Below are 13,619 nucleotides of genomic sequence, written 5' to 3' on the forward strand. Positions count from 1 at the left end.
CAACTTGATGAAGAGCCGCCCGTGAAAACCAAGCTACGCGGCCTGTACGCCATCACCGATAGCCAACTGCTCGCCGATGGCAAGCTGCTGCCCTATGTGGAAGCCGCCCTGAAAGGTGGCGCGCGATTGCTGCAATACCGCGACAAGACCGCCGATAGCGCCCGCCGCCTGCGCGAGGCCGAAGCCCTGCGTGAGCTGTGCACGCGCTATGGCGCCGAGCTGATCATCAACGATGACGCCGAGCTGGCCGCCCGCCTCGGCGTCGGTCTGCACCTGGGCCAGGGCGATGGTTCGCTGGCCGCCGCCCGCGCCCTGCTCGGACGCCAGGCGATCATCGGCGCCACCTGCCACGCCCAGCTGGCACTGGCCGCGGATGCCAATCGCGAAGGCGCCAGCTACCTGGCCTTTGGCCGCTTCTTCAACTCCAACACCAAGCCCGGCGCACCGGCCGCCACTACTGATTTGCTGACCCAGGCCCGCGCCCACTTCAACCTGCCACTGGCGGCCATCGGCGGCATCGACCTGGACAACGCCGGCCAGCTGATTAGCGCCGGCGCCGACCTGCTGGCCGTGGTCCACAGCCTGTTTTCCGCCCCCTCCGCCGCCGAGGTGGAGAGGCGCGCGCGCGCGTTCAGCGTGCTGTTCCCGTCATCCTGATTCGAGAGAGAGCTGTCATGTCCCGTTCCGAAACCCTGTTCGCCAACGCCCAGAAACACATCCCCGGCGGCGTCAACTCGCCGGTGCGCGCGTTCAAGAGCGTCGGCGGCACCCCGCTGTTCTTCAAGCATGCCGAAGGCGCCTACGTCACCGACGAAGACGACAAGCGCTATGTGGATTACGTCGGTTCCTGGGGCCCGATGATCCTCGGCCACGGCCATCCGGAGGTGCTCGACGCGGTGCGCAACCAGCTGCAGCACGGCCTGTCCTACGGCGCACCGACCGCCATGGAAACCGAGATGGCCGACCTGGTGTGCAGCATCGTGCCGTCGATGGAGATGGTGCGCATGGTCAGCTCCGGCACCGAGGCGACCATGAGCGCCATCCGCCTGGCCCGTGGTTACACCGGCCGCGACGCGATCATCAAGTTCGAAGGCTGCTACCACGGGCATTCCGACAGTTTGTTAGTTAAAGCCGGCTCAGGCCTGCTGACCCAGGGCGTGCCGAGCTCGGCGGGCGTGCCGGCGGACTTCGCCAAACACACCCTGACCCTGCCGTTCAACGACCTCAAAGCGGTCGAGCAGATGCTCGGCGAAGTCGGTTCAACCGTGGCCTGCATCATCGTCGAGCCGGTGGCCGGCAACATGAACTGCGTGCCACCGGCGCCGGGTTTCCTCCAGGGTCTGCGCGCCCTGTGCGACCAGCACGGCGTGGTGCTGATCTTCGACGAAGTGATGACCGGCTTCCGCGTCGCCCTCGGCGGCGCCCAGGCCTACTACGGCGTAACGCCGGACCTGTCGACCTTCGGCAAGATCGTCGGCGGCGGCATGCCGGTCGGCTGCTTCGGCGGCAAGCGCGCGATCATGGGCTGCATCGCCCCGCTGGGTCCGGTGTACCAGGCCGGCACCCTGTCGGGTAACCCGCTGGCCATGGCCGCCGGCCTGACCACCCTCAAGCTGATCAGCCGCCCGGGCTTCCACCAGGAACTCTCCGACTTTACCAGCCGCCTGCTGGCCGGCCTGCAGGAGCGTGCCGATGCCGCGGGCATCCCGTTCGTCACCACCCAGGCCGGCGGCATGTTCGGCCTGTATTTCAGCGGTGCCGACGATATCGTCACCTTCGACGACGTGATGGCCAGCGATGCCGAGCGCTTCAAGCAGTTCTTCCACCTGATGCTGGAAGGCGGCGTGTACCTGGCACCGAGCGCCTTCGAGGCCGGCTTCACCTCCATCGCCCACGGCGAGACCGAGCTGCAGCTGACCCTGGACGCCGCCGAGCGCGCCTTCGCGGCCCTGAAAAAAGCTTAATCCAGCTCTATTTCGGAAATAGAACGCGAAGGCAAGCAAGCCGCGACGAGACAGTACAAGCAGTACGGCGAGGAGCGGCGTAGCGCAGCCGACAAGTTTTTATGAACGAAAGTTATATGAACGAAAGAGAGTTGGAGTGATGCAGTACAGCACCGCACTCAGCGACGGCCTGTTGGCCCTGGCCTGCCTGGCCAGCACCCTGTGGCTGCGCCCGGCATTTCGCTGGCGCACGGTGCAACGCGCCCTGCTGCTCGGTTTCGGCCTGCCGCTCAGCGCCGCCTTCTGCGGCATGGTGCGCTACGGCCTCGACCCGGACTGGAGCAACTGGCATCGCACCTTCAGCCAGCTCAGCAGCTATCTCGGCCTGCCGCTGCTGGGGATGGCCTCCGTCAGCCTGAGCCGCGGCCAGGACTGGCCACGCAGAACCTGGACACTGCTGATGGTCGGGCTGGTTTTGCTGAACTCCGCCAGCCACTGGTTCGATCTGCAACTCACTTACCGCCTGCTACTCGGCCTGCTGACCCTGCTGCTGATCCTGTATGCCGGCGCGCTGCATTGGCGCCACGTCGCACCAACACTGACGGCAGTAAGCGTGGTCACGCTGTTCCTGCTGGCAGGCCTGGTGGTTGGCACCGAAGGTTTTATCGGCCCGTTACGCCGCGTCGACCTGTTCCACGGCTTGCTGAGCCTCGCCTACCCGCTGCTGGCCTGGCTGCTGCTGCGCCTGCAGGGCTGCGCCCGGGCAGAAATACCGGTAAAGACTTTGTAAGAAAGCCACCGCTTATCCCATAATGTGCTAGCCGACACGTTCTGTCGGCCGGGCTAGGAGCCCGTCGGTTTCGCGAGGCACTGTGATTTTCATGAAATGCACCGGCCGCACCCTGCTCCTGGGCTGCCTGTTGCTCCTCCCCCCCATGCTGGCGCATGCGGGCGGCAATTCCCTGCTGGTTCCTGCAACCGGCCGCTGCTCGCTGAACACCGCACCGGAAGACCTGCCGCAAGCCCTGACCACCTGTCAGGAAAACGCCCAGCGCGGCGACGCAGCGGCGCAGTACGAACTCGGCGAATACTATTACGACGGCCAGCGCACCCCGCGCGACCTGCCGCAAGCCCTGCACTGGTTCGAACAGGCCTCGCTGCAAGGCAACGCCCAGGCCCAATTGCGCCTGGGCAGCATGTTCTTCCGCGGTGAAGGCGTGCAGGCCAACAATGTGCAAGCCTATATCGTGCTGAAGATGGCCGCGATCAACGGCTCGGACGAGGCGATGGACAGCGCCGATCAGGTTGCCGCCCAGATGGGCCGCGAAGAACTACAGATCGCCAGCCAGGTGCTGGGCCAGATCTTCCGCAGCTACCTGCTGGAACTGCAGAACATTGGCAGCAGCCCGACACCCGCATTGGCACCAGCGCCCTAAGGGCACGCCGGACAGCGCAGCTCTTCAGATTTTTTGGCTTGAGCTTCTAACTGGAGGCTTGCCGCTTATTTATCCGGCATCGGCATGGGGAACGGCATCACGTTGCCGCCACCCCTGGCCTCACTGATCTTCGGCGTACCCAGGCGCTCGACTTCATCGATGCGGATGATCGCGTGCATGGGCACGAAGCTGCGCACCACGCCGTCGAACTGCGCCTTGAGTTTTTCCTCGCTGGGATCGACCACCACCTGGGTGCGCTCACCGAAGACGAACTCCTCGACCTCCAGGAAGCCCCACAGATCACTTTGATAGATCTGCTTGGCGTACATCTCGTACACCTGGCCCTGGTTGAGGAAAATCACCTTGTAGATCGGTTCACGCTTGCTCATGGACGACAGGAAGATACCGGGAATTAAGGGGGCGCGAATCATAGCATAGCCGCCTGACAGGCAAGCCTAGGAAGCGCGCCGCGCGCACCCTATAATGCGCGGTTCATTCGAACCACCCGCGACGAAGACCCATGGCCAAGAAGCTCTATATCGAAACCCACGGTTGCCAGATGAACGAGTACGACAGCTCGCGCATGGTTGATCTGCTGGGCGAACATCAGGCCCTGGAAGTCACGGAGAACCCGGCAGAAGCCGACGTTATCCTCCTCAATACCTGCTCGATCCGCGAAAAAGCCCAGGACCGGGTTTTTTCCCAGCTGGGCCGCTGGCGCGAGCTGAAACTGGAAAACCCCAACCTGGTGATCGGCGTCGGCGGCTGTGTGGCCAGCCAGGAAGGCGCCGCCATCCGCGACCGCGCGCCCTATGTCGACGTGGTCTTCGGCCCGCAGACTCTGCACCGCCTGCCGGAAATGATCGACGCCGCGCGCGCGACCAAGACCGCCCAGGTCGACATCAGTTTCCCCGAGATCGAGAAATTCGACCGCCTGCCCGAGCCGCGCATCGACGGCCCCAGTGCCTTCGTCTCGATCATGGAAGGCTGCAGCAAGTACTGCACCTTCTGCGTGGTGCCCTATACCCGCGGCGAAGAAGTCAGCCGCCCGCTGGATGACGTGCTGGCCGAGATCATCCACCTCGCCGAACACGGCGTGAAGGAAGTCACCCTGCTCGGGCAGAACGTCAACGGCTACCGCGGCGCGACCCGCGACGGCAACATCGCCGACTTCGCCGAACTGCTCTACCTGGTGGCCGCCATCGATGGCATCGACCGTATCCGCTACACCACCAGCCACCCGCTGGAGTTCTCCGACGCGCTGATCCAGGCCCACGCGGAGATCCCGGAGCTGGTCAAGCACCTGCACCTGCCGGTGCAGTCCGGCTCCGACCGCATCCTCGCGGCAATGAAGCGCAACCACACCGCGCTGGAATACAAGTCGCGCATCCGCAAGCTGAAGGCCGCGGTGCCGGACATCCTGATCAGTTCGGACTTTATCGTCGGCTTCCCCGGCGAGACCGAGAAGGATTTCGAGCAGACCATGAAGCTGATCGAAGACGTCGGCTTCGACTTCTCCTACTCCTTCGTCTACAGCTCGCGCCCCGGCACCCCGGCCGCCGACCTGAGCGACGATACCCCGCAGGAAACCAAGCGCGAGCGCCTGGCGCGCCTGCAGCACAAAATCAGCCAGCAGGGCTTCGAGAACAGCCGACGGATGGTCGGCACCGTGCAGCGCATCCTGGTCAGCGACTACTCGAAGAAGGACCCGGGCATGCTCCAGGGCCGCACCGAGAGCAACCGCGTGGTCAACTTCCGCAGCGCCAACCCGGGCCTGATCGGCCAGCTCGTCGACGTGCATATCGACGACGCCCTGCCCCACTCCCTGCGCGGCAGCCTGCTCGACTAATGGCTACCCTGTCCCCGCATGCCCATGCTTTCACCCTGAGGCGTGCGGGGTTATCCTTCGATCATCATCCCAGCCGACTGGCGGCCAAAAAACCACATTGAACGCGCCCATAGAACCGCATCGCTTCACCCTCGAACCCTTCGAAGCACGCCGCTTCGCCAACCTCTGCGGGCAATTCGACGAGCATCTGCGCCTGATCGAACAACGCCTGGCCATCGAAATCCGCAACCGCGGCAACCAGTTCGAACTGGTCGGTGAGCCCCAGCACACCCACTCCGCAGAAAACCTGCTGCGTCGCCTGTACCGCGAAACCAAGGGCGCCGAGCTGTCGCCGGACCTGGTGCACCTGTACCTGCAGGAATCGGGCATTGAGGAACTCAACAGCGACCCACGCAACACCAGCGGCGTCACCCTGCGCACCAAGAAGGGCGTGATCAAGCCGCGCGGCGCCAACCAGCAGCGCTACGTGAAGGCGATCCTCGACAACGACATCAACTTCGGCGTCGGCCCGGCCGGTACCGGCAAGACCTATCTGGCCGTGGCCTGCGCGGTGGACGCGCTGGAGCGCGAACAGGTGCGACGCATCCTCCTGGTGCGTCCGGCGGTCGAGGCCGGCGAGAAGCTCGGCTTCCTCCCCGGCGACCTGGCGCAGAAGATTGACCCCTACCTGCGCCCGCTGTACGACGCCCTCTACGAGATGCTCGGCTTCGAACAGGTAGCCAAGCTGATCGAGAAACAGGTGATCGAAATCGCCCCGCTGGCCTACATGCGCGGGCGCACCCTTAACAACAGCTTCATCATTCTCGACGAGAGTCAGAACACCACCCTCGAGCAGATGAAGATGTTCCTCACCCGTATCGGTTTCGGCTCGACCGCGGTGATCACCGGCGACATCACCCAGGTCGACCTGCCCCGCGGCACCAAGTCCGGCCTGGCCCACGTCATCGAAGTGCTGCGCGACGTGCCCGGCATCACCTTCACCCACTTCAAGCCCAAGGACGTGGTGCGCCACCCCTTGGTGCAGCGTATCGTCGAGGCCTACGAGCGCTTCGAAGACCGCCAGCAGGGCAAGCCGGAAGGCAGGGACGCGCGCGACGATGCTTGAACTCGATCTGCAGAACGCCTCGGCCGCCACCGCGCTGCCGAGCGAGGAGCAATTTCGCCGCTGGTGTGAACTGGCCCTGCGCCAGCGCACGGCCGACTCCGAGCTGACCATCCGCCTGGTCGATGAAGGCGAAGCCCGCGAACTGAACCACACCTGGCGGCACAAGGACTACGCCACCAACGTGCTGTCCTTCCCCGCCGACATTCCCGACGGCCTGCTGGATATTCCGCTGCTCGGCGACCTGGTGATCTGCGTGCCCGTGGTCGAGCGCGAAGCCCGCGAACAAAGCAAGACCAGCGAGGCGCACTGGGCGCACCTGGTGATCCACGGCTGCCTGCACCTGCTCGGCTACGACCACATCGACGATGCGGAAGCCGAGGAAATGGAAGCCCTGGAACGGGAATTGCTGGCTGAACTGGGCCACCCGGACCCGTACGCCGCCGACGAATAAGTGCCAACACCCGCTAACCACCCATAACGAAGAAGGCCCTGAGAAACACACCATGAGCGAAGACCGATCGAGCAACGAGCAAAAGTCCTGGCTGAACAAGCTGACCCAGGCTTTTGCTCATGAGCCGAGAAACCGCCAGGAACTGCTGGAGGTGCTGCGTGAAGCCCACCAGAACAAGCTGCTCGACAGCGAAGCCCTGGCCATCGTCGAGGGTGCCATTCAGGTCGCCGACCTGCAGGTACGCGACATCATGGTGCCGCGTTCCCAGATGGTCAGCATCAAGGCCGCCCAAACGCCACAGGAATTCCTCCCGGCAATCATCGATTCCGCCCACTCGCGCTACCCGGTGATCGGCGAAAGCATCGATGACGTGATCGGCATCCTGCTGGCCAAGGATCTGCTGCCGCTGATCCTGGAGAACGGCAGCAAGCCGTTCAACATCAAGGATCTGCTGCGCCCGGCCACCTTCGTGCCCGAGTCCAAGCGCCTCAACGTGCTGCTGCGCGAATTCCGCGCCAACCACAACCACATGGCCGTGGTCATCGACGAATACGGCGGCGTGGCCGGCCTGGTGACCATCGAAGACGTGCTCGAGCAGATCGTCGGCGAGATCGAGGACGAGCATGACGTCGAGGAAGACAGCTACATCAAGCCGCTGCCCAGCGGCGACTTCCTGATCAAGGCACTGACGCCGATCGACAACTTCAACGAAGCCTTCGACACCGAATTCCCCGATGACGAGTTCGACACCGTCGGCGGCCTGGTGATGAACGCCTTCGGCCACCTGCCCAAACGCAACGAAGTCACCGAGATCGGCGAATACCGCTTCCGCGTCCTCAACGCCGACAGCCGCCGCCTGCACCTGCTGCGCCTGACACCGGTGGATCGCTAGCCCCCCCCTGCTGTAGGAGCCAGCTTGCTGGCGATCCGTGCCGCTGATCGCCAGCAAGCTGGCTCCTACAAAAGCCTTCAGCTGGTAGCCCGGATGCAATCCGGGAAAACCAGCCGCCCTCCCCCGGATTGCATCCGGGCTACACCCCCACTGCAACACTAAGCTCACCCCGCTTCCTGCCTCCCGCGCCTTCCAGTACCCTTGCCCGCCTGATTTCTCGATCAAGGACGCATGATGCGCTGGATCACCCAACCCGGCTGGCCGGGCAATCTGCTGGCCATGGCTGCCGGTGCCCTCACCACCCTGGCACTGGCCCCCTACGACCTGTGGCCGCTGGCGATCATCTCCATCGCCCTGCTCTACCTCGGCCTGCGCGAGCTCAACCCACGCCAGGCGCTGCTACGTGGCTGGAGCTACGGCTTCGGCCTGTTCCTCAGCGGCACCAGCTGGGTCTACGTCAGCATCCATGACTACGGCGCGGCCTCACCGCCACTGGCCGCAGCGCTGACCCTCGGCTTCGTCGGCGGCCTCGGCCTGCTGTTCGCCCTGAGCAGTTGGTTGTGGGCGCGCTGGTTGCGTCGCAGCGACGCTCCCCTGGCCGACGCCCTGGCCTTCGCCGCCCTGTGGCTGGCCCAGGAAGCCTTCCGCAGCTGGTTCCTTACCGGCTTTCCCTGGCTGTACGCCGGCTACAGCCAACTGCATGGTCCGCTGGCCGCCCTCGCCCCGGTTGGTGGCATGTGGCTGATATCCCTGAGCCTGGCCCTCACCGCCACACTGGCGCTCAATCTGCCGCGCCTGCGCCCGCACAAGTGGCAGTGGCTCAGCGCCCAGGCCTTGCTGCTGGCGCCCTGGATCGCCGCCCTGGCACTGCACGGCCACAGCTGGACCCAGGCCAAGGGCACGCCGCTCAAGGTTGCCGTCATGCAGGGCAATGTCGAACAGAACCTCAAGTGGGACCCGGCCCAACTGCAAGCCCAGCTGGAGCTGTACCGCGACCTGACCCTGAACAGCCAGCCCGCCGACTTGATCGTCTGGCCGGAAACCGCGGTACCGGTGCTCAAGGAGTTCGCCGAAGGCTATCTGCAGTTCATGGGCCGCGTCGCCCAGGAGCGCCAGGCCGCACTGATCACTGGCGTACCGATCCGCCAGCCCAACGAACTGGGCGAGAAACGCTACTACAACGGCATCACCGTGGTTGGCGACGGCGAGGGCACCTACCTCAAGCAGAAGCTGGTGCCCTTCGGCGAATATGTGCCACTGCAGGAAGTGCTGCGCGGACTGATCGCCTTCTTCGACCTGCCAATGTCCGACTTCGCCCGCGGCCCGGCCGACCAGCAACTGCTGCAAGCCAAGGGCCTGCAGATCGCGCCGTTCATCTGCTACGAGGTGGTCTATCCGGAGTTCGCCGCCGGCCTGGCCGCACAGAGCGACCTGCTGCTGACCATTAGCAACGACACTTGGTTCGGCACCTCGCTCGGCCCGCTGCAGCACCTGCAGATGGCGCAGATGCGCGCCCTCGAAGCCGGACGCTGGATGATCCGCGCCACCAACAACGGCGTCACCGCGCTGATCGACCCACAAGGCCGCATCACCACGCAGATTCCGCAGTTCCAGCAGGCCGTGCTGTATGGCGAAGTACAGGCTATGCAAGGCCTGACGCCCTACCTGATCTGGCGCGGCTGGCCTCTGGCCGGACTGTGCGCCTTGCTGCTGGGCTGGGCAGTCGTCAGCCGCCGCCGCGAGGCGCGCAGCATCGCCATGCAGGCCGCCTAAGCCCACACATGTAGGAGCGAGCTCTGCTCGCGAAGGGTATCGCGGCTGCCGGTATTCGCGAGCAGAGCTCGCTCCTACGCCAAGGCATCAGCGATACAGCAGTGGGTAAACCACCTGCCCCAACGCCTCGTTGAGCAGGCGCGTGCTCTGCCACAGCGCCTTGCCTTCCGGCAGCCAGCCGCCCAGTGGGCGCGCATTGGCTACGCCGAGAAAACCCAGCGGCGCCGCCACCACTTCCAGCCCGGCACGCTCGAAACACCAGCGCGAACGCGGCATGTGCGCCGCCTGGGTCACCAGCACGACCCGACGAATGCCCTGCTCGCGCAGCAGTTCGGCGCTGAATTGCGCATTCTCCCAGGTGGTGCGGCTACGCTCCTCGCGCCAGCGGGTCGCCACGCCGAAGTCACGCTGCAGCGCGTCGGCCATCAACCCGGCTTCGCTGGGCGGCTCGCCATAGTGCAGGCCGCCGCTGATCAGCACAGGCAATCCGGAGGCGCGATGCAGGCGCGCGGCATAGCGCAAGCGCTCGATAGCCGTGACACTGGGCTGGTCGCTGCCCCAGGCGGGATCGGCTTCCTCGCGCCCGGAGCCGAGCACGACTATCACCTCGCCGCGCTGCGCCAGGCTCGCCCATTGCGCCTCGGCCAGTGCCGGCTCGCGCTCCAGCACGCGCGCCGCCTGCTCGACCACCACCGGCAGGCTCATCAGCCACAGACCGCCGAGCCCGAGCAGGAGCAACAGCAGTGCCAGGCGCGGCCGCGACGACCAGCACAGCCACGCCAGCAGGATCAGCAGGAGCAGCCCGCCAGGCGGCAGAATCAGTTGTTTGAGGAGAAAGCGCAGTTCCATGGGCACCTCCGAGTGCCCGCGCAGACTAGCAGACAGCCGTCAGCGCGGCGCGGCCGTGCGGAACAGCTTGGAGCCGCAGGAAACGCAGGGCAATACGCCCTCGCCGCGCTGCCATTCGGCCGCATTGCCGCACAGCGCACAGCACAGCTGCTGGCGGCGTTTGAGCAGTGGTTTGACCTTGGCCTGGGCTTTCAAGACCGTCTTGCTGGCACCCGGTGGCCGCACCGCCTTGCTGGCTTTCGCCGGCGGCATCTGCTCGATCAGCGCCAATTCTTCGGCCGCCGCATGCCAGCCACGCAGCCAGTTGAGGTCACGATCCAGATACGCGCGGATCAACTCCAGCTCGGCAGGCGTCAGACCACGCAACTCCAGCTCGGAAGGCGGCGCATCACGCAGGCGGCCCGCGGTGTCGGCCTCATCCAGAGCCAGCGCAAGCCGTTGCAGCAAGCGCTCGTAAAGCCCTCCTCCCGCCTCAGCCCGCCGCATCTCTGCCATCCATCACCTCTGCCGGGCGCTAGCGTCTCGCCCCTAAGGCAAGCTTAGCGTCACCCCCGGCCCAGGCGGCCCGCCGCGACAAACGGCGGAGCAGGCTGGCCGCCGCGCACAATCTGGGTTTCCCTAGGTCGCGAGGGGTCATGTATGCTACCGCGTTTCCTGTAAGCCCCCTTTTTGCCAGCCAAGTAGCCATGCACGAACAGTATTCGCCCCGTGATATCGAAGCCGCCGCGCAGTCCCACTGGGACGCGCAGAAATCCTTTGTCGTGAGTGAGCAGCCGGGCAAAGAAACCTTCTATTGCCTGTCGATGTTCCCCTACCCCAGCGGCAAGCTGCACATGGGGCACGTGCGCAACTACACCATCGGTGACGTGATCGCCCGCTACCAGCGTATGCAGGGCAAGAACGTGCTGCAGCCGATGGGTTGGGACGCCTTCGGTATGCCGGCCGAGAACGCCGCGATGAAGAACAAGGTCGCGCCCGCCAAGTGGACTTACGAAAACATCGATTACATGAAGACCCAGCTGAAATCGCTGGGCCTGGCCATCGACTGGACCCGCGAAGTCACCACCTGCAAGCCGGATTACTACCGCTGGGAACAGTGGCTGTTCACCAAGCTGTTCGAGAAGGGCGTGATCTACCGCAAGAACGGTACCGTCAACTGGGACCCGGTCGACCAGACCGTGCTGGCCAACGAACAGGTCATCGACGGCCGCGGCTGGCGTTCCGGCGCGCTGATCGAAAAGCGCGAAATCCCCATGTACTACTTCAAGATCACCGCCTACGCGGAAGAGCTGCTGAGTAGCCTGGACGAACTGGATGGCTGGCCGGAACAGGTCAAGACCATGCAGCGCAACTGGATCGGCAAGAGCTTCGGCGCCGACGTGGTGTTCGACTATGACCAGGCCAGCGTCGGCATCGACGGGCAGCTCAAGGTCTACACCACCCGCCCGGACACCCTGATGGGCGCCACCTACGTCGCCGTCGCCGCCGAGCACCCGTTGTCGCAGCGCGCCGCCGAGAGCAATCCGGCCATCGCCGCCTTTATCGCCGAATGCAAGGCCGGCTCCGTGGCCGAGGCCGATATGGCCACCATGGAGAAGAAAGGCCTGGCCACCGGCCAGTTCGTCATCCACCCGCTGACCGGCGACAAGCTGCCGGTGTTCGTCGCCAACTACGTGCTGTGGGGCTATGGCGAAGGCGCGGTGATGGCTGTGCCGGCGCACGATGAGCGCGACTTCGAATTCGCCAGCAAGTACGAGCTGCCGATCAAGCAGGTCTACGCTGCGGAAGGCAAGGACTACGACGCCAGCCAATGGCAGGACTGGTACGGCGACAAAGCCGGCCTGACCACGCTCAACTCCGGCAAGTACGACGGCAAAGACTTCACCGCGGCCTTCGACGCCATAGTCGCTGACCTCGAAGCCTGCGCCCACGGCGCACGCAAGACCCAGTTCCGCCTGCGCGACTGGGGCATCAGCCGCCAGCGTTACTGGGGCTGCCCGATCCCGATCATCCATTGCGACGCCTGTGGCGATGTGCCGGTACCGGAAGACCAGCTGCCGGTCGTGCTGCCGGAAGACGTGGTGCCGGACGGCGCCGGTTCGCCGCTGGCGCGCATGCCCGAGTTCTACAGCTGCACCTGCCCGAAATGCGGCGCTGCAGCCAAGCGCGAAACCGACACCATGGACACCTTCGTCGAGTCGTCGTGGTACTACGCCCGCTACGCCTCGCCGCAGTACACCGCCGGCATGGTCGACCCGGCTGCAGCCAACCACTGGCTGCCGGTCGATCAGTACATCGGCGGTATCGAGCACGCGATCCTGCACCTGCTCTACGCGCGCTTCTTCCACAAGCTGATGCGCGACGAAGGCCTGGTCAGCTCGAATGAGCCGTTCAAGAACCTGCTGACCCAAGGCATGGTGGTCGCCGAAACCTACTACCGCACCCTGGATAACGGCGGCAAGGACTGGTTCAACCCGGCCGATGTCGAGCTGGAGCGCGACGCCAAGGCCAAGGTCATCAGTGCCAAACTGAAGACCGACGGCCTGCCGGTGGAAATCGGCGGCACCGAGAAGATGTCCAAATCGAAGAACAACGGCGTCGACCCGCAGTCGATGATCGATGCCTACGGCGCCGACACCTGCCGCCTGTTCATGATGTTCGCCTCGCCGCCCGACATGAGCCTGGAATGGTCCGATTCCGGCGTCGAAGGTGCCAACCGCTTCCTGCGTCGCGTCTGGCGCCTGGCCCACAGCCACGTCAGCGGCGGCCTGCCGAGCGCCCTCGGCAAGCACGAATTGAATGACGGGCAGAAAGCCGTGCGCCGCGCCATTCACCTGGCCATTAAGCAGGCCAGCAGCGATATCGGCCTGCACCACAAGTTCAACACCGCCATCGCCCAGGTGATGACTCTGATGAACGTGCTGGAAAAAGCCCCGAGCGAAACCGCTCTGGATCGCAGCCTGCTGCACGAAGGTCTGCAGACCGTAGCCCTGCTGCTGGCGCCGATCACGCCGCACATCAGCCATGAGATCTGGCGCAGCCTGGGCCACAATGGCGCGATCATCGACGCGCAGTGGCCGCAGGTCGACGAATCGGCTCTGGTGCAGGACAGCCTGACCCTGGTGATCCAGGTCAACGGCAAGCTGCGCGGGCAGATCGAAGTGCCGGCCAGCGCCAGCCGCGAGGAAGTCGAAGCCGCCGCCCGTGCCAACGAGAACGTGCTGCGCTTCACCGAAGGCGTGACCATCCGCAAGGTCATCGTGGTACCAGGCAAGCTGGTCAACATCGTGGCTAATTGAAAACGGTTGCCAACTGATTAAG

13 protein-coding genes are annotated in these 13,619 nt (G+C 64.9%); 10 read left to right on the forward strand and 3 right to left on the reverse strand.

The genetic code is table 11. The features are described from left to right. The first annotated feature begins 21 nt into the window (after positions 1-21). The 4 genes from thiE to HNE05_RS17170 all read left to right on the forward strand — a co-directional run bounded on the left by thiE (position 22) and on the right by HNE05_RS17170 (position 3,379). The gene (gene thiE, locus HNE05_RS17155; protein WP_173209584.1) at positions 22-657 is read left to right on the forward strand and encodes a thiamine phosphate synthase; all 636 of its coding nucleotides are present in this window, start codon (positions 22-24) and stop codon (positions 655-657) included. A gap of 17 nt (positions 658-674) precedes the next feature. Further along, positions 675-1,964, forward strand: coding sequence for a glutamate-1-semialdehyde 2,1-aminomutase (gene hemL, locus HNE05_RS17160; protein ID WP_173209585.1), 1,290 nt, complete (start codon positions 675-677; stop codon positions 1,962-1,964). A gap of 139 nt (positions 1,965-2,103) precedes the next feature. Next, positions 2,104-2,733, forward strand: a complete 630-nt coding sequence (locus HNE05_RS17165; RefSeq protein WP_173209587.1) for a DUF6962 family protein — start codon at positions 2,104-2,106, stop codon at positions 2,731-2,733. A 91-nt stretch (positions 2,734-2,824) separates the two neighbouring features. Next, positions 2,825-3,379 (forward strand): tetratricopeptide repeat protein, encoded by a 555-nt coding sequence (locus HNE05_RS17170; protein WP_173209589.1) that lies wholly within the window; start codon positions 2,825-2,827, stop codon positions 3,377-3,379. 65 nt (positions 3,380-3,444) lie between these two features. Here HNE05_RS17170 and HNE05_RS17175 read toward each other — a convergent pair whose 3' ends face one another. Beyond that, positions 3,445-3,768: a DUF1820 family protein gene (locus HNE05_RS17175; protein WP_173211720.1), complete on the reverse strand. Its 324-nt coding sequence runs from the start codon at positions 3,766-3,768 to the stop codon at positions 3,445-3,447. A gap of 131 nt (positions 3,769-3,899) precedes the next feature. Between HNE05_RS17175 and miaB the strand changes: the two genes are divergently transcribed. The 5 genes from miaB (at position 3,900) to lnt (ending at position 9,449) form a co-directional block, all read left to right on the forward strand. Continuing rightward, the gene (gene miaB, locus HNE05_RS17180; protein ID WP_173209591.1) at positions 3,900-5,228 is read left to right on the forward strand and encodes a tRNA (N6-isopentenyl adenosine(37)-C2)-methylthiotransferase MiaB; all 1,329 of its coding nucleotides are present in this window, start codon (positions 3,900-3,902) and stop codon (positions 5,226-5,228) included. Between the two features lie 97 nt (positions 5,229-5,325). Further along, positions 5,326-6,333: a PhoH family protein gene (locus HNE05_RS17185; RefSeq protein WP_173209593.1), complete on the forward strand. Its 1,008-nt coding sequence runs from the start codon at positions 5,326-5,328 to the stop codon at positions 6,331-6,333. Beyond that, positions 6,326-6,784, forward strand: coding sequence for an rRNA maturation RNase YbeY (ybeY, locus tag HNE05_RS17190; RefSeq protein ID WP_173209595.1), 459 nt, complete (start codon positions 6,326-6,328; stop codon positions 6,782-6,784). Before HNE05_RS17185 ends, ybeY begins: the two co-directional genes overlap by 8 nt. 52 nt (positions 6,785-6,836) lie before the next feature. Further along, entirely contained in the window at positions 6,837-7,676 is an 840-nt protein-coding gene (locus HNE05_RS17195) for an HlyC/CorC family transporter (protein WP_173209597.1), read from the forward strand. Between the two features lie 234 nt (positions 7,677-7,910). Next, the gene (gene lnt / locus HNE05_RS17200) at positions 7,911-9,449 is read left to right on the forward strand and encodes an apolipoprotein N-acyltransferase (protein WP_173209599.1); all 1,539 of its coding nucleotides are present in this window, start codon (positions 7,911-7,913) and stop codon (positions 9,447-9,449) included. A gap of 87 nt (positions 9,450-9,536) precedes the next feature. Here lnt and HNE05_RS17205 read toward each other — a convergent pair whose 3' ends face one another. Continuing rightward, entirely contained in the window at positions 9,537-10,298 is a 762-nt protein-coding gene (locus HNE05_RS17205) for a YdcF family protein (RefSeq protein ID WP_173209601.1), read from the reverse strand. A 39-nt stretch (positions 10,299-10,337) separates the two neighbouring features. Continuing rightward, a complete protein-coding gene (locus HNE05_RS17210; RefSeq protein ID WP_173209604.1) occupies positions 10,338-10,793 on the reverse strand; it encodes a hypothetical protein in 456 nt (151 codons plus the stop codon). A 191-nt stretch (positions 10,794-10,984) separates the two neighbouring features. Between HNE05_RS17210 and leuS the strand changes: the two genes are divergently transcribed. Beyond that, the gene (leuS, locus tag HNE05_RS17215; protein WP_173209606.1) at positions 10,985-13,597 is read left to right on the forward strand and encodes a leucine--tRNA ligase; all 2,613 of its coding nucleotides are present in this window, start codon (positions 10,985-10,987) and stop codon (positions 13,595-13,597) included. Positions 13,598-13,619 lie beyond the last annotated feature (22 nt).

The sequence above is a fragment of the Pseudomonas campi genome, assembly GCF_013200955.2.
GTDB classification, from domain to species: domain Bacteria; phylum Pseudomonadota; class Gammaproteobacteria; order Pseudomonadales; family Pseudomonadaceae; genus Aquipseudomonas; species Aquipseudomonas campi.

Bases quoted from the DNA above. Each gene is read 5' to 3' on its own strand.
- HNE05_RS17205 (WP_173209601.1), bottom strand. From the start codon at position 10,298: ATGGAACTGCGCTTTCTCCTCAAACAACTGATTCTGCCGCCTGGCGGG.
- miaB (WP_173209591.1), top strand. From the start codon at position 3,900: ATGGCCAAGAAGCTCTATATCGAAACCCACGGTTGCCAGATGAACGAG.
- HNE05_RS17165 (WP_173209587.1), top strand. From the start codon at position 2,104: ATGCAGTACAGCACCGCACTCAGCGACGGCCTGTTGGCCCTGGCCTGC.
- HNE05_RS17210 (WP_173209604.1), bottom strand. From the start codon at position 10,793: ATGGCAGAGATGCGGCGGGCTGAGGCGGGAGGAGGGCTTTACGAGCGC.
- HNE05_RS17170 (WP_173209589.1), top strand. From the start codon at position 2,825: ATGAAATGCACCGGCCGCACCCTGCTCCTGGGCTGCCTGTTGCTCCTC.
- lnt (WP_173209599.1), top strand. From the start codon at position 7,911: ATGCGCTGGATCACCCAACCCGGCTGGCCGGGCAATCTGCTGGCCATG.
- HNE05_RS17175 (WP_173211720.1), bottom strand. From the start codon at position 3,768: ATGAGCAAGCGTGAACCGATCTACAAGGTGATTTTCCTCAACCAGGGC.
- ybeY (WP_173209595.1), top strand. From the start codon at position 6,326: ATGCTTGAACTCGATCTGCAGAACGCCTCGGCCGCCACCGCGCTGCCG.
- hemL (WP_173209585.1), top strand. From the start codon at position 675: ATGTCCCGTTCCGAAACCCTGTTCGCCAACGCCCAGAAACACATCCCC.
- leuS (WP_173209606.1), top strand. From the start codon at position 10,985: ATGCACGAACAGTATTCGCCCCGTGATATCGAAGCCGCCGCGCAGTCC.
- HNE05_RS17195 (WP_173209597.1), top strand. From the start codon at position 6,837: ATGAGCGAAGACCGATCGAGCAACGAGCAAAAGTCCTGGCTGAACAAG.